This is a genomic window from Halovenus salina (genome assembly GCF_026410925.1).
GTDB lineage: Archaea > Halobacteriota > Halobacteria > Halobacteriales > Haloarculaceae > Halovenus > Halovenus salina.
Genome location: NZ_CP112972.1, coordinates 2,676,799 through 2,694,523, shown reverse-complemented (window position 1 = coordinate 2,694,523; position 17,725 = coordinate 2,676,799). Strand labels below are relative to the sequence as shown.

The 17,725-nt window shown below is 61.0% G+C and carries 17 protein-coding genes, 2 tRNA genes and 2 pseudogenes; 8 read left to right on the top strand and 13 right to left on the bottom strand.

The genetic code is table 11. The features are described 5' to 3' along the window. Nucleotides 1-9 precede the first annotated feature (9 nt). Genes OSC37_RS13515 through OSC37_RS13505 form a run of 3 tightly spaced genes read right to left on the bottom strand, consistent with a single transcriptional unit; the run spans nt 10 to nt 1,945 of the window. The gene (locus OSC37_RS13515; RefSeq protein WP_267161963.1) at nt 10-369 is read right to left on the bottom strand and encodes a response regulator; all 360 of its coding nucleotides are present in this window, start codon (nt 367-369) and stop codon (nt 10-12) included. Between the two features lie 47 nt (nt 370-416). After that, complete coding sequence (locus OSC37_RS13510) at nt 417-1,046, bottom strand: DsbA family oxidoreductase (protein WP_267161962.1); 630 nt, start codon at nt 1,044-1,046, stop codon at nt 417-419. Nucleotides 1,047-1,102: 56 nt separating this feature from the next. Next, a complete protein-coding gene (locus tag OSC37_RS13505; protein WP_267161961.1) occupies nt 1,103-1,945 on the bottom strand; it encodes an aldo/keto reductase in 843 nt (280 codons plus the stop codon). Nucleotides 1,946-2,081: 136 nt separating this feature from the next. Here OSC37_RS13505 and OSC37_RS13500 point away from each other — a divergent pair, with 136 nt between their 5' ends. After that, nucleotides 2,082-2,336, top strand: coding sequence for a hypothetical protein (locus OSC37_RS13500; RefSeq protein ID WP_267161960.1), 255 nt, complete (start codon nt 2,082-2,084; stop codon nt 2,334-2,336). A gap of 243 nt (nt 2,337-2,579) precedes the next feature. Then, the gene (locus OSC37_RS13495; protein WP_267161959.1) at nt 2,580-2,852 is read left to right on the top strand and encodes a hypothetical protein; all 273 of its coding nucleotides are present in this window, start codon (nt 2,580-2,582) and stop codon (nt 2,850-2,852) included. A gap of 6 nt (nt 2,853-2,858) precedes the next feature. Here OSC37_RS13495 and hmgB read toward each other — a convergent pair whose 3' ends face one another. Further along, the gene (gene hmgB, locus OSC37_RS13490) at nt 2,859-4,196 is read right to left on the bottom strand and encodes a hydroxymethylglutaryl-CoA synthase (protein ID WP_267161958.1); all 1,338 of its coding nucleotides are present in this window, start codon (nt 4,194-4,196) and stop codon (nt 2,859-2,861) included. A 124-nt stretch (nt 4,197-4,320) separates the two neighbouring features. On the opposite strand from hmgB, the gene OSC37_RS13485 reads away from it, so the two are divergent. Beyond that, nucleotides 4,321-4,980 carry a metallophosphoesterase family protein gene (locus tag OSC37_RS13485; RefSeq protein WP_267161957.1) on the top strand — a complete coding sequence of 220 codons (660 nt, stop codon included), beginning with the start codon at nt 4,321-4,323 and terminating at the stop codon, nt 4,978-4,980. Here the strand turns inward: OSC37_RS13485 and OSC37_RS13480 are convergent. Then, nucleotides 4,977-6,158: an aspartate kinase gene (locus OSC37_RS13480; protein WP_267161956.1), complete on the bottom strand. Its 1,182-nt coding sequence runs from the start codon at nt 6,156-6,158 to the stop codon at nt 4,977-4,979. The two genes, OSC37_RS13485 and OSC37_RS13480, sit on opposite strands and share 4 nt — an antisense overlap. Before the next feature lie 95 nt (nt 6,159-6,253). Beyond that, nucleotides 6,254-6,688, bottom strand: coding sequence for a hypothetical protein (locus OSC37_RS13475; RefSeq protein ID WP_267161955.1), 435 nt, complete (start codon nt 6,686-6,688; stop codon nt 6,254-6,256). A gap of 437 nt (nt 6,689-7,125) precedes the next feature. Here OSC37_RS13475 and OSC37_RS13470 point away from each other — a divergent pair, with 437 nt between their 5' ends. Next, a complete protein-coding gene (locus OSC37_RS13470; protein ID WP_267161954.1) occupies nt 7,126-8,400 on the top strand; it encodes an MFS transporter in 1,275 nt (424 codons plus the stop codon). Here the strand turns inward: OSC37_RS13470 and OSC37_RS13465 are convergent. Beyond that, nucleotides 8,397-10,211 (bottom strand): S9 family peptidase, encoded by a 1,815-nt coding sequence (locus tag OSC37_RS13465; RefSeq protein ID WP_267161953.1) that lies wholly within the window; start codon nt 10,209-10,211, stop codon nt 8,397-8,399. The genes OSC37_RS13470 and OSC37_RS13465 overlap by 4 nt on opposite strands. A gap of 198 nt (nt 10,212-10,409) precedes the next feature. Between OSC37_RS13465 and OSC37_RS13460 the strand changes: the two genes are divergently transcribed. From OSC37_RS13460 to OSC37_RS13445, 4 genes are all read left to right on the top strand, one after another. Continuing rightward, nucleotides 10,410-10,688 carry a MarR family transcriptional regulator gene (locus tag OSC37_RS13460; RefSeq protein ID WP_267161952.1) on the top strand — a complete coding sequence of 93 codons (279 nt, stop codon included), beginning with the start codon at nt 10,410-10,412 and terminating at the stop codon, nt 10,686-10,688. Nucleotides 10,689-10,739: 51 nt separating this feature from the next. Next, a complete protein-coding gene (locus OSC37_RS13455; protein ID WP_267161951.1) occupies nt 10,740-12,779 on the top strand; it encodes a DHH family phosphoesterase in 2,040 nt (679 codons plus the stop codon). A gap of 38 nt (nt 12,780-12,817) precedes the next feature. Continuing rightward, the gene (thyX, locus tag OSC37_RS13450) at nt 12,818-13,561 is read left to right on the top strand and encodes an FAD-dependent thymidylate synthase (RefSeq protein WP_267161950.1); all 744 of its coding nucleotides are present in this window, start codon (nt 12,818-12,820) and stop codon (nt 13,559-13,561) included. An 80-nt stretch (nt 13,562-13,641) separates the two neighbouring features. Next, a tRNA-Glu gene (locus OSC37_RS13445) sits at nt 13,642-13,716 on the top strand. 99 nt (nt 13,717-13,815) lie between these two features. On the opposite strand, the pseudogene OSC37_RS13440 reads toward OSC37_RS13445, so the two are convergent. The 6 genes and pseudogenes from OSC37_RS13440 to OSC37_RS13415 all read right to left on the bottom strand — a co-directional run. Beyond that, nucleotides 13,816-14,241: pseudogene (locus OSC37_RS13440) on the bottom strand (ISH6 family transposase); the annotation flags it as partial. 596 nt (nt 14,242-14,837) lie between these two features. Continuing rightward, nucleotides 14,838-16,019 (bottom strand): ABC transporter substrate-binding protein, encoded by a 1,182-nt coding sequence (locus OSC37_RS13435; RefSeq protein ID WP_267161949.1) that lies wholly within the window; start codon nt 16,017-16,019, stop codon nt 14,838-14,840. A gap of 75 nt (nt 16,020-16,094) precedes the next feature. Continuing rightward, the gene (locus OSC37_RS13430) at nt 16,095-16,601 is read right to left on the bottom strand and encodes an IucA/IucC family C-terminal-domain containing protein (RefSeq protein ID WP_267161948.1); all 507 of its coding nucleotides are present in this window, start codon (nt 16,599-16,601) and stop codon (nt 16,095-16,097) included. Between the two features lie 144 nt (nt 16,602-16,745). Beyond that, a pseudogene (locus tag OSC37_RS19020) lies at nt 16,746-16,886 on the bottom strand (DUF7552 domain-containing protein); the annotation flags it as partial. 295 nt (nt 16,887-17,181) lie between these two features. Further along, nucleotides 17,182-17,252: transfer RNA gene (locus OSC37_RS13420), tRNA-Pro, on the bottom strand. Nucleotides 17,253-17,381: 129 nt separating this feature from the next. Next, nucleotides 17,382-17,672: a transcriptional regulator gene (locus tag OSC37_RS13415; RefSeq protein WP_267161946.1), complete on the bottom strand. Its 291-nt coding sequence runs from the start codon at nt 17,670-17,672 to the stop codon at nt 17,382-17,384. Nucleotides 17,673-17,725 lie beyond the last annotated feature (53 nt).

Below are 17,725 nucleotides of genomic sequence, written 5' to 3'. Positions count from 1 at the left end.
GACGCCGGCTCACTCATTCGGTCCGGTAACGGCATTGAGAAAGCCGTCACGCTGGAACGGTTTCGTGAGGTAATCGGCTGCGCCAGCCTCCACCGCGGCCCTCATCTTCTCTTCCTGGCGGTTCCCGGAACAGATGACAACTGTCGCATCCGGGTCGTAGGCGACGATCTCCTCGGTCGCGTCGATACCGTCAAGCACCGGCATGCGCACGTTCATCACCACGACATCCGGGTCGTGTTCCTTGTAGGCATCAACTCCCTCGACGCCATTTGTGGCTTCGGCGACGACAGTCACTGGTGTTTCTTCGAGAAGTGCGCGATAGAGGTTCCGCATGAACTTCGCGTCGTCGACAAGCAAGACCTCTCTCATCTCTGCCCGAACCAACGTTCCCCCCGATTATAGTTTCCGGTGTCTGCTCAGGCCCCCTCGACGAGCCTCCGGAGGTGTTCCGGCGGGACTGCACCACGAGCAGCGTGTTCGCCGGCGACAAACGTCGGCACGCCGGTTATGCGTTGACTCTGTGCGGCGGCGAAGGCCTGGTCGAGCCGGTCAGCACTCGCGTCGTCGCCAAGCGTCTCAGCAACGAACGCTTCGGGGAGCTCTGCCTCACTGGCCACCGACGCGAGCACCGACTGGTCGCCGATATCGCGCCCCTCCTCCCAGAGCGCGTCGAAGACCCCGCGGTGGAATGCGTCAAATCGCTCGGGATACTCGTCGGAGGCACGGAGCCCGACACGCTGTGCGTCGTAGGAATCGATATCCTTCGAGAGGTTCTGGACCATCTCGACCTCGTACTGATCGGCCAGCTGCTCGACGTTCTTGCGTGCTTCCTCGTAGTATTCGTCGTCTTTCCCAGTGTCGACATCATGGTCGATAGTTCCGTCTGGCTGTCGCTGACTCGCCCGGAGGTCGAACGGATGCCAGCTCAGAGACAGCGGTTCTTCGCGCTCGGCCAGATAGGAATCGAGCGATGCGTAACCAAGATAACAGAATGGACACACGTAGTCGGCGTAGACGGTGAGTTGGGTCGAAGTCCGTTGGCTCATACGCCTGGTTATCACGCCAGCTACAAAGTCTCGTCGCGGCCGGGACAGCGCTGCCCTCAGCAGAGCCGGTCGTACTCTCCCTCGGTGAGTTCGATACCCGCCGCGGCGACATTCTCTTCGAGGTGGGCCAGACTCGACGTACCAGGAATCGGTAGCGTCACGTCGGAGTGTTCGAGTAGCCAGGCGAGCGCAATCTGGTGGCGAGTCGCGTCGTGGGTGTCGGCGACCGCACGCAAGTCTTCACCCAGTTCATCCAGGTCGCCAGCGGCCATTGGATACCACGGAATGAACCCGATATTGTACTCCTCGCAGGCTTCAAGGACATCCTCGTCGTCGCGGTTGGCGACGTTGTACTGGTTTTGAACGGTAGCGACCTCAACGTGGTCGCGGGCAGTTTCGAGTTGCTCGACGGAGACGTTCGAGAGTCCGACGTGGTCGACAAAGCCCTCGTCTTTCAGCTCTGCAAACGCCGTCACAGAGTCCTCAAAGGGTGTATCTGGGTCGGGTCGGTGGAGCTGATAGAGATCGATGGTGTCGACGCCGAGTCGGTCACGGCTGACGAGCACCTGATTGCGGATGTAGTCGGGATCTCCGTGTGGAAGCCACTCCCCCTCGCTGTTGCGCAGCAGCCCCGCCTTCGTCGCAACGACGACGTCGTCTTCGGGAGTTAGTGCTTCCCCCAGCAACCGCTCGCTCACACCAGGACCGTACGAGTCTGCCGTATCGATGAAATCGACACCCATCTCAACCGCCTCTCTGACGATATCGACCGCGCTGTCCTCGTCGTCGGGCGTGCCGATGATGTCGTCGCCCGTAATACGCATCGCACCGTATCCCAGTCGATGGACGCTCAGTTCTCCCCCGATATCGAACGTGTCGCTCTCGCTGTGTACTGCCATCGGCCCCCGTTCGAACGCCGCGCAAAAACCGTCACCGGTTAGCTACCCGCAAACAGAAGAGTTCTTCAGTAACCTTTGTTACAGAATATTCATTCTGATTACACTTATGGAGACTTGGTCCATCTGTACAGTTACGATGAGACAGCCACAATCACCGAGGAAAATCAAAACGAGAGAATACCGCGAGCGCGGTACCGTCAGAGGGCTCGCTGTGACGACGTTGCCTCTCCTGTTGTTGGTCGCATTCATGGCTGCCCCCGCAGTTATGACCGGCGCAGTTGTCGGCATTCTCGGGCTGAAAATTGCCGAGTTGCTGTACCCACACGCAACCGCTGTCGTGACTGAACGACGCTCTAGCGGAACAGCTCACAGCCAGCAGCCAAGTCGCTGACGGCCTCGTTCGTTGACGCTTCGATTTCCCGCGGGTCGTATCGGAGGACAGGACAGCCACGCGACGTCAGTATATCGAATTCTTGTAATAAGCAGTTACTCCTGCTCCAGTCCAGAGAAACAAAACAGCCATCTGTCAGCGTTTCGCCCGCAGAATCCGACTAAAGAATATTTCAGTAACCGCTCTTACAAAAACGTAATTCAGATTACACTTATGTGGGTATAGCCCCTCTGTTTAGATACAATGAGACAGCTACCACCAGTGACTGGAACTGCGAACAGAAAGATAGACGACCGCAAGAACTGGGTGGCCAACGGGCTGCTCGTGACGGTGTTGGGGCTGCCAGCCATCGTCGCGTTCATGGCCGCGCCAAGTGTCATTCTCGGTGCAGTGTTGGGTATCGTCGGCCTCAGGCTAACCGAACGAGCGTCCGAGCGTGCGGATACGGATGTCGTCGGCCGGCCAAGCCGGTCTCTCAACGCCGAAGGGCCGTCCTGGAAGAGTACCGCCGACTGAGTGTTGTTACTCGACGTAGCTGTACTTTCGCTCCCCCATGCGACCCCAGCCGTCGAAGACGAACTCGCCTTCCGGCGTCGTCAGGGGGTCCATTTCGATTGATTCAGCGTGGTTGTGAACGTCGTGTATCTGTTCGTACTCGTCGAAGGAGATGTCGCGGCGGTTCTCAATTTGTTCGTCGATGTTGAGCTGACCGAGCTCATCTTCCCAGCCGGGCTGGATGGTCTCGGCGTGAATCTCGGCCTGTGCGCCGCTGCCGTAAGAGCCGACCAGCAGCTGCCGTCCAGTCAGGTCACGCCCCTCCTCAAGTGCCTCTTGCAAACCGGCCGCGCGGGCGATGTGGACCGAGCCGGTGTACCAGTTGCCCACGTACCGGGAGATGGCAAGCGTCGGCTCGATTGTCTGCGCGTACCACTGTGAGTACATCTCCGTCTCGGTGAGTGTCTCGGTGTACTCTTTCTGTGCTTCCAGAAACTCGTCGTGGGAGTCGAAGGACTCCTCGCGGGGCTGGTGGCCAATTTCGTCGGCGACCTCCTCCTCCACCTCGGTCCCGCGGATGCAGTGACGGAAGCCAAGCGCCGCGGCCCGGCGAACCATGCCGGGGAACGGCGTGTGGAAGGGAATGAGCGCGAAGTTGTCGGGATGGGTGTCACCGCCGTTGCGCTCAAAGTCCTCCATCGCCTCGCGCATCCGGGCGAGGTACACCTGCATCGACCGCTTTCCGTCGACGCTGGGGAACTGCTGGTTCGGCTTCAGGAAGTCTGTTTCGTCGGCACTGCCGTACCCCTGCGCGTCACTGAAGGCGACAAGATCCGGGTTCTCGTCGATGAGCATCGCCACCGCCCCGGCACCCTGGGTCGACTCGCCAGGGTCGTCACGCTCGTAGAGTGCGGTGTCGGTCGCGATGACCAGCGCCTTCCGGCCCTGATTGCGACCCGCGCGAATCCAGTTGTACGCGTCGTCGAGCGCCTGCGTCCCAGCGACACAGGCGAACTTGCGTTCGCCCTTGTTCGCGTGGTGCAGGTCATCTTCGAACACCTGTTCGAGACAGCCGGCAACGTATGTCGAGACGGGTTTGGATTTGTCGAAGGCACTCTCGGTCGCCACGTCGATGCGGCCGATATCTTCGAGTGAGAGGTCTTTCCGGTCGAGCAGCCGATGGGAGGCGTTTGCTGCCATCGTGACGATATCCTCGTACACGTCTGGGAACGAGGACGTGTACAGCCCCAGCCCCTTGGTGAACTTCTCGGGATCGTCGCCCTGTGCTGGCGCAAACGTCTCCGCGAGGTCGAGTTTCAGTTTGCCCGTTCGTATCTCGATACCGTCGATACCTACTTCTGCCATACCTGAAACTGGCGTAAACTCGTATAAGTGTGTGTCGACTCTTTATTCGTTGATTGTCGAATATTCGGCGATAGTCGGCTGTCGTCGGACCAACAGTAAAGACGGTCGCCCAGCAACAGTCTGTATGGAAGTCGGCGTTCTCTCTGACATTCACGGAAACATGGTCGCCCTGGAGGCAGTGCTAGAGGACATGCCGTCGGTCGACGCGCTCGTCTGTGCCGGCGATGTCGTCGGTTACAACCCCTGGCACGCCGACTGTGTCGAACAGATGCGCGAGCGGGCGGTGCCGACGGTGATGGGCAACCACGACCGCGCCGTCGCCGGTGACTCGGAGTTTGGATTCAACAGCATGGCCGGCGCGGGCGTCCAGCACGCACAGGAGACACTCGGCGAGGAGCAGATGGAGTGGCTGGCAGCGCTCCCCGACCAGCGCCGCGAGTTCGACGGACGTGTAAAACTGGTCCACAGCCACCCCGACCACCGAGGCCACTACACCTACCCCGCGGAGTTCAGCCCCGACCTGCTCGGAGAAGAGTCGGTGCTCGTCCTGGGACACACGCACGACCAACACCACGAGCGCTACGACGAGGGAATCGTGATGAATCCGGGCAGCGTCGGCCAGCCACGCGACGGCGACCCGCGAGCGGCGTATGCCGTCCTCAATCTCGACGAGCCGTCTGTGACCGAACACCGCGTCGCCTACGATATCGACCGTGTCCAAGAGGCGGTCGACCGTGCGGGACTGCCTGCGCGTATCGGGAATCGTTTAGAAGACGGTTGCTAAAACAGGTCCTGTAAGAGTTCGAGCGCGTGATCACGGTCCTCCCAGTCGACGAACACTGAGACAGATGTCGCGCTCGTGATGACGTCGTTGAGGTTAATGTGTTCGGTCGCGAGCGGTTCAAGTAAGCGGTGGAGCGAGCCGCTCTGTTGTGGCAGATCACCGCCGGTGATACGGATGACCGCAAACGTCGATTCGACAGTGACACTCGACATGACCTCGTCGTCGACAACCTGCTCGTGGACAAGCGCCTCGGCGGGCTCGGCTTCCTCAACATCGGTGTAAAAGGTCAGCGAATCCATCCCCGAGGAGACGGCCTCGACGTTGATTTCGGCGTCGGCGAGCGCCGTCGACAGCGACGAGAGGATGCCCGGCTGATTGCGAATCGCTCTGCCGGCGACGGTGATACAGGTCAGCTCTCGCTCCTGGAGATCGATGAGGTTCTCGAACTCGCCCTCGACGGTTGTTCCACCCGAGAGCAAGTCGCCGTGCTGGTGGTGGACGACCCGGACATCGAGCCCGTTGGTCTTGTAGGTGAGCGCCGAAGGAGCGATGACCTCTGCACCGCGAAACGAGAGGCTGCGAATCTCGTCGACGCTTATCTTGCCGACGTTGCGCGCGCCTTCGACCACGCTCGGGTCGCCAGTCATCACTCCTTCGACATCGGTGACGATGACGACCTCGTCGGCGTCGAGATAGTTTCCGAGCATGACGGCAGTTGTGTCGCTTCCTCCCCGGCCGAGTGTCGTCACGTTGCCGTCGTGGTCCTCGGCGAGAAAGCCAGTGATGATCGGGACGACGGCGTCATCAAGCATGTCCGTACAGGCCCGCGCGCGCTCGCGGGTAGCGTCACTGTCGACCTCGCCGTATGCGTCGGTCAGAATCGGCCAGGCGTCGTCACCGGGTTCGAGAAAGACCGCATCGATACCCTGGGCGTCGAGTGCGCCTTTGAGCATTCGGACGGCGGTTCGTTCACCCATACTCACAATCTCCGCGCGGTCGGCCTCGCTGGCGTCGAACTCGATTGCCGAAAGCAGTCGGTCGGTCGTCCCGCCCATCGCGCTGGCGACGACTGCAACCTGGTGTCCGGCCTCGACCGCCTCGGCGATCGACTCGGCGGCCTGCGTGACCCGCTGCCCGGTGCCGACGCTCGTCCCGCCGAACTTGGCGACTACGCGCATGGCCCCACTGCCCCCATTGAAAGCGTTCTGTTCATGCATCCGGGTTTGTCGCCGGTGTGGATAACTGCTTTCATCCTCGCAAAAATCGACGGCGGTCACTCGGGAGAGATGGCTCTCTCGAGCACGGTCAGCAGCGACAGCAACACCAGCATGGGGGCCTGACAGAGCAAAATCAAGACGAGCGCCTGGCTGAGGGTTACGTCAACCTCGACGTAGAAGACAGCCTCGGGTACCGCCCACCACGAGGTCGCCGCGAGCAGAAACGAGAGTCCCACCAGCACCGCAACAACGTTTTTGGGCGCAGCGAGAAACTGGTTGTACCGTTTGACACCCTCGGATGCCCGGAACAGTCCGGCCAGTATCGCCGTCGCACTCACCATCCAAACGGCCACCAGCGGGTCGACTGTCGACAGCGTCTCGACGACCTCGCCCAGAACCTCTCGGTTGAGATAGAGAAACGGCGGCCACGCCAACAACACGTACACGATTAAAAAAGTCAGGACGGTCTGATACCGGCCAGTGTCGGCCATATAGGAGTTACAACACCATATTACTTATATCTGGTAGTTCTGTGGAGTTGTGACTTCCAGAGTGCTGGTGGTTGGCTGTGTCCCCAGAGAGACGATCTCTCAGGCCTGTGACGAGAAGTAGACGTAAACGAGTCGGTCACAGTCAGTCTTGCCACATGTTGGACAGATTTCGGAACTGTTTCGGTTCGCTGAGAGTGATTACTGCGGTAATTCTCAGACCGGAGTAAGTGAGCCGCTCGTCCATCACAGGAGGACTGCTGATAGATTGAAGGATGTTTGTGGGGTTGTTACACGGAGAGAGTACCTCGAACGTGGCCCGTCGGTCGTGTGGCCAGGACGGCACCAGTTGCCCGGACGGACCTATCGCTGGGAGTGAGAGAATACCTATCAACGGACAAACAAAACAGTTACCATACCCCCGTGAGAAGGCCGGAGGCGTGGACCTACTGAGAGACCCACGGAGGCGGCGCTGGCTCGCGTGGGGTGCGCTGGCGCTGGTCTTTCTCGCAGTCAACATCCACCGTCTGTCGACAGCTGTCCTCTCCGAGGAGTTGACCGCAGATTTCGGCATTTCGGCGGCCGAACTGGGGACACTCCACGCGTCGTTTTTTGCTATCTACGCCGTCACACAGATTCCGACGGGAGTAGTTGCCGACCGATACGGTCCACGCTACGTCGGTAGCGGCGGCGCGGTCGTGTTGAGCATCGGCGCTATCGGATTCGCCGCCAGCAACGGTTACGTGGCCGGCTTCCTCTCGCGGGCGCTCATCGGGCTCGGCAGTAGCGTCATCTTCGTCACCATCTTACGGTTCTGTGCGACGTGGTACCGAACCGACGAGTTCGCGACGATGACGGGACTGACCGCGGGTATCGCCGGCCTTGGTGCGGTGTTCGCGACGACGCCGCTCGCGCTCGCCGTCGAACAGTTCGGCTGGCGCGAGACGCTGCTCGGGCTGGCTGGATTCGGTTTCGTCGGTGCCGGCGCGGTCTTTGCGCTCGCCCGTCGGTCGCCCGAGGCGGCCGGGCTGGAGCCAATCGAGAACGTCCCCGACCAGCCGGCAGTCACCCTCGGCGAGGCTGGCGGACACCTCCGGGAGCTGCTGGGCGACCTCGACCAGTGGCTGCTCTCGCTGATCTTCTTCTCGGCCTCGGGGACGATTCTGACAATCATGGGACTGTGGGGGGTTCCGTATCTGGTCGTGGTGTACGATATGAGCGTCACCTCGGCGTCGACGTACACGCTTTTGGGCGCGGTCGGCATACTGCTCGGATCCCCTGCAGTGGGGTGGATATCAGACCGCATCGGTGAGCGACTTCGGCCGATGCTCGTCGGACTCGGTGGACTTACCCTCGTGCTGGCGGTCATCCCGGCGATCGGGAAGCCGCCGCTGTGGATCATCGCGGTCGTCTACTTCCTCACCGGGTTCTCGCTTGGCTTCGCGATGCTCTCGCTGTCGCTGGTCAAAGAGCGGTACCCACCGGGCGCGAGCGGCGTCGCGACGGCGACCGTCAACGGCTGGGGGTTCTTCGGCGCGACAGTTATCCCGACCGCGATGGGCGTCGTCCTCGACCGCCACCGGACCGGCGAAATCGTCGCCGGCAGTGTCGCCTACACCGAATTTGGCTACCGCGCTGCCTTCGCCATCACCACAGCCTCACTTGCAATAGCGGTACTGGCAGGGGCCCTCCTCGTCGTCCGTGACCGGTCCTAGACGTGCTCGTCGAGAAAGTCGACGACCTGTGAGTAGGCCACAATCTGGTTGTCGAGCTTCGAGATGCCGTGGCCCTCGTCCTCGAAGATGAGTTTCTCGACCGGAACGCCCTGCTCGCGAGCACCCTCGACAATCTGTTCGGCCTCGCCGACCGGGACCCGTGGGTCGTTCTTGCCGTGGAGCACGAACAGCGGAGCCTCGATGTTCTCGATGTTGTTCAGCGGACTGATCTCTTCGAGGAACTCGCGGTCGTCTTCAAGCGAGCCGTACTCGGCTTCCCGGAGCGAGCGCCGCCACGACCCGGTGTTTTCGAGGAAGGTGACGAAGTTGGCGATGCCGACGATGTCGACACCGGCCGCCCAGCGCTCGGGGAACTCCGTCACCGCGGCGAGCACCATGAACCCGCCGTAGGAGCCGCCTTTCGCGACGAACCGGTCGGGGTCGACGCTCTCTCGCTCGGCGAGCCAGTCGAGTGCAGCCTCGATATCGCGGACCGAATCCATCCGATTCTCCACGTCGTCGAGATGCGTGTACGAGCGGCCGTAGCCGGTCGACCCGCGGACGTTCGGCTCGAAGACGGCGTACCCCTGCGAAAGGAGATACTGGGTGAGGCCGGTGAACGAGGGGCGGCGCTGGCTCTCGGGGCCGCCGTGGATGTCGACGACGACCGGCGCACCGCCCTCGGGTACCTCCGGCGGGACCGACAAGAAGGCTGGAACCTCTCTGCCGTCGAAGCTCTCGTAGCTCACGAGGTCGGGCTCGACGAACGTCTCTCGGGGAATCCCGGCGGTCGAGGCGTTCGTCCAGCGCGTCACGGCGTCGTCTGTGTCGCCCTCACGCAGCGCGGCCACGTCCAGGACGGCGACGTTGTTGTTGAGCGTCCGGCCGTTCGAGGAGAGCGCGAGTCGGTCGCCCTCGGGACCGAAGCTGATACCCCCGGCGACATTGCCGGGAATCTCGGGAGTCGGAAGCTCGGCTATCTCTGTCTCGCCGGCCAGCTCGCCGAGTGTCAGTTCGGTGTAGCCGTCGACGTTGCGCGAGTAGACGATGAGTCCACTGTCTTCGTCGACTGCGACGCCCCCGACGTTGTAGTCGCCACCCTCCCGGACGGTCTCCAGTTCGCCCGTCTGGGCGTCCATCCGGGCGAGATAGAGGGTATCGGCACCGCGGTCGGTCGCGACGTAAAGTGCGTCACCGTCGGGACTCCACTGTGGGCTCCGATAGCGGACTTCGTCGTCGTCGGGATTGAGGTGGCGGCGCTCCCCGGTATCGAGGTCGAGTACGGACACGTCCTGGTCGAACCCAGAGTGTGATTCGACGAGGATGAGTGCGTCGTCGTCCGGGCTCCAGCCGCCGACGGTGAACCAGCCGTCGCCCTCGAAGACGAGGTCGGCGTCGTCGCCGGTCGCGTCTCTGTCTTGGATATAGATGTCGAAGACCGACTCCTCGCGGCGGTTCGAGGCGAAGGCGAACTGCTCGCCGTCGGAGCTCCAGCCGCCCCAGTAGTGTTTGGCGTCGGGCATGTTCGTCAGCGGTGTGATACTGCCATCGTCGTCAAGCCTGAAAAACTGCTGGCGCTCGTTGCCACCCTCGTCCATGCCGAAGACGAGTTCCGACCGTTCCGGCGAGTAACTGCAGAACGAGACTGGTTCGTCGTAGAAGGTCCGCTGGACGGGCCAGGCACCTGGTTCTGTCATCGTCCACACCTGCGGGACACCGGTCGTATCGAGCAAGAATGCGAGCGTTCCATCCGGGCCGAGTGACCCACCGTATGCCTGTCGTATCGTCAGATATCGTTCGAGGTCGTACACAGCTACGAGGGACGGCTAGGGTACTCAAAGAAGTTGTGTCATTTGTCCGCACTCACCGGTATGTGGAATGTCCCCAAACTGTATTGAGAATATAAGGATGTTTAATTATGGAAGGATAATGGTGTTTAAAAACATGATAGATTGATGATTGCGTCGAAAAAGCCAACATTTACAACCGCACGAGCAAGGAGTGAACATATGGGTACACGAGTTGAGGATCCAGACAAGGTGACACCCCAGCTATCAGAGACGGAATACAAAGACCGGCTACGGGAGTTGCCGCCGAGTGCGAAGCTGGTCGCGAGGGTTCTCGAAGCAGAGGGACCACTCCCGCAGGGTGAACTCGCCGAGGAGTCGTTGCTGCCTGCGCGGACTGTCAGGTATGCACTGAACAGACTCGAGGAACACGACCTCGTAAAGCGACAGTACAGTCTCACCGATGCCCGCAAACAGGTGTACACTGTCACCGCCTGCTGAGCCGAACCTGTTTCGACAACCGTTTTAACCCGGAACCGCTTGCACATATCAATGGCTACGTGTATCATCTGTGGCTCATCTGTCGACGGTCGCGTCTGTGACTTGCACGAAGAGGATGTCGTCTTCGAGTTCCGGGGGACACAACCGGACGAGTTGACGTCGCGGCGCTACTACCGTGGCACCGTCGACGGCTACGCCGAGTTCGGCATCTTCGTCGACATCGGCGACAGCGTGACCGGTCTGTTGCACAAAAGCGAACTCAACAAGCGTCTCGACAGCATGGACCTCGGACCCGGAGACACCGTCTTCGTCCAGGTCCAGAACGTCCGTGACAACGGTAACATCGACCTTGGATGGTCGATTCGCCAAGACGACTCCCAGTTCCGTGGCACACTCATCGACGACCCCGACGCCGATACCGACCTGCTCGCCGAAGAGGTCGACGGCGACGAGGCCGCGGATGAGGGCGCCAAAGACGAGACCGAAGAGGAGGCCAGCGAACCCGAGCCGGTCGAGACCGTCTCCGAGACGAGCGAGGAGTCGACGACCGAAACACCCGACCAGCTCGATACGCCGGGAGTGACAATCGACGAACTCGACGAATACGTCGGCGACCGCGTCCGTATCGAGGGTGAAATCGCTACCGCTCGCCAGACCAGCGGCCCGACCATCTTCGAGATCCGTGACGAGACTGGAACGGTCGACTGTGCTGCCTTTGAAGAGGCCGGCGTGCGTGCCTATCCCGACGCGGGCGAGACCGACGTTGTCCGTATCGAAGGCGAGGTCGAGCGACGCCGCGGCGAACTCCAGGTCGAGACTGAAGCGCTGGTCGTTCTCAAAGACGAAGAGCGCGAGGAAGTCACCGGACGGATGCGTGACGCACTTGTCGAACGTGCCCGCCCCGGCGATGTCGAGCCCCTCGCCGAGGACTCGGCTGTCGAGGCCGTACTCGGTGAGGTGAAAGACGCCGCAACAGCCGTCCGTCGTGCCGTACTCGAAGGTCGGCCGGTCGTTGTCCGCCACGCCGCCACCGTCGACGGCTACGTCGCCGGCGCGGCAATCGAACGCGCTGCACTCCCACTCATCCGAGAGGAACACGCCGGCTCGGACGCTGAGTATCACTATTTCGATCGCCGTCCACTGGAGGATGCCGTCTACAGCATGGACGACGCGACCAACGACGTGACGACGATGCTCTCGAACAACGAGCGCCACGGCGAGCAGTTCCCGCTTTTCGTCTTCGTCGCGACGGGCGGCACCGCAGAGTCCCTCGACGGGCTTGACCTGCTCGACGTGTACGGCGCCCGCCGCGTCGTCGTCGACGAGCGGGCAATCGACGACGAGGTCGCCGAGGCCGTCGACGTGCTCGTCGGCCCGGACAGCCACGACAGCTCGGCAACGACAGCCACTGCGCTGGGTGCCACCGTCGCAGCACACATCAACGGCGATATTCGCGCTGACCTCGGTCATCTCCCCGCAGTCAGCTACTGGGAGGAGACGCCCGAGCAGTACGTCGACCTCGCCGCCGACGCCGGGTACGACGCCGAGGACACGCAGACCCTCCGAGAGGCTATCGCGCTCGAAGCGTTCTACCAGTCTTACGAGGACAAACGCGAGCTCGTCATCGACCTGCTGTTCAGCGACGACGCGAGCGACCCAGCCGAGCTTGCGACCCACATCAGCGAGCAGTACCGGACCCGTATGGAGGACGAACTCGACACCGCAGAGGCCAACCTCGAACGGCGCGAGCGCGACGGCGAGACGGTACTCGTTCTCGATACCGACGCCTACACCCACCGTTTCGAGTTCCCGCCGACCCAGCTGTTGCTCGACGAACTGTTCCGCCGCCACCGTGAGGACTGCATCGCGCTTGTCGGCGTCGACGAGGACGAGGCCTACATCCGGACCGACCAAGCCCTCGATATTCGTGATCTGGTGACGACGGCACAGGAGTCCGCTCCCCAGGCCGCACTCGACGCCCGCGGTGCCCGGGAGGGACGCGTCGAGTTCCTGCGTGGCGAGCGTGAGAACGCACAGGATGCACTGCTCGACGCGCTTGCCGGCGTCTTCTCGGCGTCTGCTCCCGCGTAGAGGACAACTCTTTGTAGTTCCGGCCCGCCCGCACGTGTATGGACGTTCAGCTACTCGAAGCGACGGCTGACCCGGAACGGCTCATCTGTCAGGCAGCACGAAACGACTACATGGGGGAGTTCGTCGGCGATGCCTCTTTCGAGGATGTGATGACCACCATCGACGGCGACTCACTTGAGGACCGACAGGAGACGCTCATCCACCGCCTGCTTGACCACGGCCACTTTGGCCCCTTCGAACACCCCCACGCTACGTTCGCAGTTAAGGGAATCAGTCGGTCGTGTATGGCACAGCTCACGCGCCACCGCCACGTTTCCTTCGACGTGCAGTCGATGCGCTACGTCTCCTTCGACAAGATCGACCCCGACGACGTGCACGACGGGGAGATGGTCGTCGTTCCGCCGTCGGCGACGGACCCTGACTGGGTCGGACGCAACCAAGAGTCCGGTTCTGTCGACGACGAGACCGCCGCCGAGCGCGAAGCGCTGTTCCGTGAGACGATTGCGGACTCCTTTGACGCCTACCAGGAGCTGCTAGAGAAAGGAATGCCTCCCGAGGACGCACGCTACGTCCTGCCTATCGGGACGAAGGTGAACCTCGTCATGTCGATGAACGCCCGCATGTTGATGCACGTCGCGGACATGCGTGCCGCTGCCGACGCCCAGTGGGAGATCCGCGAACTGACCGAAGGCGTCCTCGACCTCGCCGCAGACTGGTGTCCACTCACGTTCGAGTACTACGACGAACAGATGCATAACCGCAAGAACCGGCTCGCGCCGTAGCTGTTGAGAGGTGTTACGCACCCTCATTGCCGGAGGAAAACATAATCGTTATACCAGCTTGGCCGCCTACGGATTAACGCGCTCTGGTAGTGTAGTCCGGCCAATCATATTGCCCTCTCGAGGCAATGACCTGGGTTCGAATCCCAGCCGGAGCATCCTATCCCTCTTCCTTCCGGCGATTTCGGCTGTGACCGATACGGAGATTGATCAATGTCACAGGGCAATTCGATGGTCAAGCTGGTGAACGCGATTTGCGTAAAGGCCGTGACAATACCGCTTTTACCGTCACTGACGACGCTGCGGTTGTCAGTGACTGCATCTATCTCATTGAGGTCGGAAGCAGTCTCATCCCAGTCACCATTTACCGAGAGATCGAGCAGGGAGCGTGAGTTGTCGGCGGTATCTTCGACGTAGTGTAGATTGAACTCGTGTTCACCGGTAGTTGTGACAGCGATGCGGGTATCAGTGCCAGCTCGTTGATAGCGCTGGTCACCGTTGCCGTGGGCGTGTTTTTCGACACAGAGCGCCTCGACGCGAGCGGCGTCGAGGCTCTCGACCATCGATTCGAGCAGCACTGATTCGATATTCTGCTCGGAGACGAACTCGGCAAGCGTGGCGAGCGGTATCGTTTTGTCGTCGTCGATGCTAATTGTGAACCGCACGTCGATTGTGGCGTGCATAGGTTGCCTCGTGGGTTGGACACCAGAGGCGACCTCTTCCTCAAAGGAGTCAGTTGCTACTGAACTCTAGAGGACTTTGCGACGCGACCAATCGATTGAACGCCCAGACAGCGACCACCGGTACCACGATAACAGTCTCGGTCGACGGGAAGGGAAACAGCAACAGCTGTTGGTGGTCGGTCTCCGAAGAGAGCGTGTGGGAGATCGTTTCCCAATCAAGGCTCCCCAGTAGCTCCGGACTATCAGGGATGGTCGGCGTATCGGCATCGACACGAACCGGTGTCGAGAGTGCGTCAGGGTTCTCACGGGCCAGACTGCCGAGAAGACGGAACAGGATGGCCCGACGCGCCGACGATAGTGCCGAAAGAACGGTTGATCCGGCTGCTCGCCGATACCATGGTGTTGGGCGTAGTAGACTCCGGCAGCCAACCGGTGACGCTCGATGTCAGTTAGTGCCGCATAGCTGATCTCCGGAGCGGTTCCGGTATCGAGACGGTGGTGTCGTCTGGTCATGGTTCGGTATAGATGTAGTTGTGTCGTCCGGTCGCGGTTCGGTTTCGAAACGATGTCGGGAGTCGACGGATCGGTTCCGCTGTTCAGAACTCGCCGGTGACTATGTCGGCGACGCGCTGGCGGTCGAACAGTTCGTTGTCACCGGTCACGTCGCCGAACTCGTCAGGGAACAGCTGTTTCGCCGCCCGTTCGGTATTGAGGAGGTTCTGGATCGGCCCCTGACGAAGCGGGCCGCCACGATAGACACGTCCGTTTTGGACGGCGGTCAGCTCGCTCGCAACGGAGTGGTCCTGCATGTATGCCAGCACCGTCTCACGGAACTCAGTGGCTGTTTTCTGTTCGTGTCCCCGAATGAGAAGCACGTCAGGGTCGACCTCCAGAAGGTTTTCGTAGTCGAGTTTGGTTCGGTTTTCGGTGCTCAGGTTTTCGATTCCCGTGCCAGCCAGCGCATCGCCCACGCCGAGGTCATTCCACTGTTTCTTGCTCGTTCCCTGATCGATAAGCCGGTAGGGAGTGAACTCACTGGGTTCGTCCGATAGCTCGTATGTGAGCATGACGTTGGGACGGTCGGCTGTCGGTGGGAGCCGCGCTTGGATCGAGGAGATGTACTCGTCGTGGAGCGTTTCGAAGGCTTCGTACCGCTCCTGTTCGTCGAACAGCTCTGCCATCTTTTCGAACGCCTGATACAGCGTGTAGTATCTGTGTTCGTGCCAGCCGTCGGACCATCTGAAGATCATGTTCCCGAAGAAGGGAGCGACTCCGTCTCGGATCTCTTCGACATCCCCATCGCTCCAGTCGAACCAGTTTTTGAGCATCACCGGGTCGATGATGTGGACATCGGCTTCCATCTCGTAGAACAGCTCCTTGGACATCCCGTTGTCTATCAGCGACTCCTTTTCGAGGATGTCGCTATCGACGCTGACACCCGGAAGCTCGTCGTAGATGTCCGTGTAGTACTCACCGGCGTTTCCGACGCGGAGGAGACCGTCGGCCTGTCCCAGCGCGACGCCCATATCCGCATAATCCCCACCGTAGGGAACCCACGTTTCCGGGACGCCGTCGAACGAAACGGTTCCCATCGGCTCCATCGAGACGGTATGGGAGCTGTCTGCCTGCATATCGGTCTCGTCGGTCGAACTCTCCTCGCCTGTCGACTCTCCACTGCCGGTACACCCCGCCAACAGTGTCCCCCCGACCGCCGCGCTTCCGAGCTTCACGTAGTTTCGTCGCGTCAATGCTTCTTGACTGCCATCATGTTCTGGCATACTTTTTAGGCATACCTAAAAGATAATAATAGCTTCGAACTTTAGACTGGCCTAAACCAATCTGCGCTCGTGTATTTATTCTTGGGGCCGTTCCGAGAGAGGATTGGACACGGTCCCGTGGCTTGGTACGTCCGGTCGGCTGCTGGTGTCCTCGTAGCCATGTCGTACCATGCGGTTGCGGTTGAGACAGTACTTTTTGAATCGTGGCCTGTAGAGATCAAACAGTTCGAATCGTGGTTTGAGATCCGGGAACCGGGCCTGATAGTTGTCGATAGCCGTTCGAATCTGGCCCCAGAACCGTTCTTCCGGATAGTCGTGGTGACGGGCCAACAGGTCGGCAAGGTAGCGGAACACCCCAACGAACAGTGTCCCGACGATCCGGTGACAGAATGATTCGGGCGGTGCTTGCTGTAGGATATGGTGTTTGTATCGGTCGTCATCCCGAAGCGAGTACGGGAATACGGCTGCCAGCTCCGGGAGATCCCGGTCGGTGATAGCGACCTCGTCGACGAAGTCCTTGACAGCGATTCGCGTCGGACGGCCATCATCATGGATGCGGATGACGTTCGTTCCATGGGGCATGAACACGAGACCGTCCACTGTGTCGGCGTCGACAGAGCCATGGGCCGGATACTGCGGGTCGTCGGGCGACCGAACCGTATCGACCCGCTCGGAGACGATTACGTCGTGGGAGGTGAGTTGTGGGTCGTACCGGCGGAGCGCCGTCCGGTAGCGGTCTGTCGCCGTGGCCGCCGCGCGAGCGGTGGGTCGACTGTCGAAATAAAGGCCGTCTGCGGGGACTGGCCGGTCGCCGGTGCGGCCACAGACGAGGTAGTAACGCCCCGTCGGGCTGGCGAGCGATTCGATGTGGGCGCGAGATCGTCGCGATAGACAGCGGGTACACGTCGATAATCTCGCCTTGGCCGTAGTCCGACCATTTCGCCGCGAGTTCCTGCTTGCCGCAGAGTCACGGAATCTTGTGAAAGTTGGCTTTGTCGCCGAGATTTACGGTCCGCAACTGAAGATTATGATATGAATCCCAGAGAACCAACCGAACGCGAGCGAAGCGAGCGTCCGGCCTTTTTCACCAAGTTTTTGCGAGGAGTGGTTCCCGCAGCGAGCCGAAGGCTCGTAAGGAAACCCGACGAGGGAAAAAGTGGTATGGGACCGCCGAGATTCGAACTCAGGTCCGACGCACCCCATGCGCCGAGGATACCGCTACCCCACGGTCCCGCATCTTGCTCAGATGAGTGTCCCGGGATTAAGCCCTTCGATTCCCAGCAGCGACGGACCTGGGTCGAGAGTGCGGAAAGACGACGTTTTCGGCGTGTGTCTGTCCGGAATCGGGGATGCCGTTTGGATCTACTCAACCCGGAACGCGGGCTCGTCGATAGCTTCGCTCTTGCAGTCGGGACACCGGCTCGGGCGGTTGATGAGGTCATCGAACCTATCGAAGCCACAGTCGCGACACTCTGGGGGCGCAACTAGGAGTTCCTCGTCGGTACCGTCGAGCGTCTGGGCGATGTGTTCGACGTGTGTGAGCGCGGTCGCGGTCTGCAGTTCGAACTCTCGGGCAAGCGCACTCGCGGAGAGTGCCTCCTCGCGCAAGCGGTCGGTCATCCGCTTTCGTGTCGTCCGGCTTGCTTCGCGCATGGTCGTCGTCTGTGCTGTGTACACATAGGCTTTGTTGGCCTCCCTGATACCGG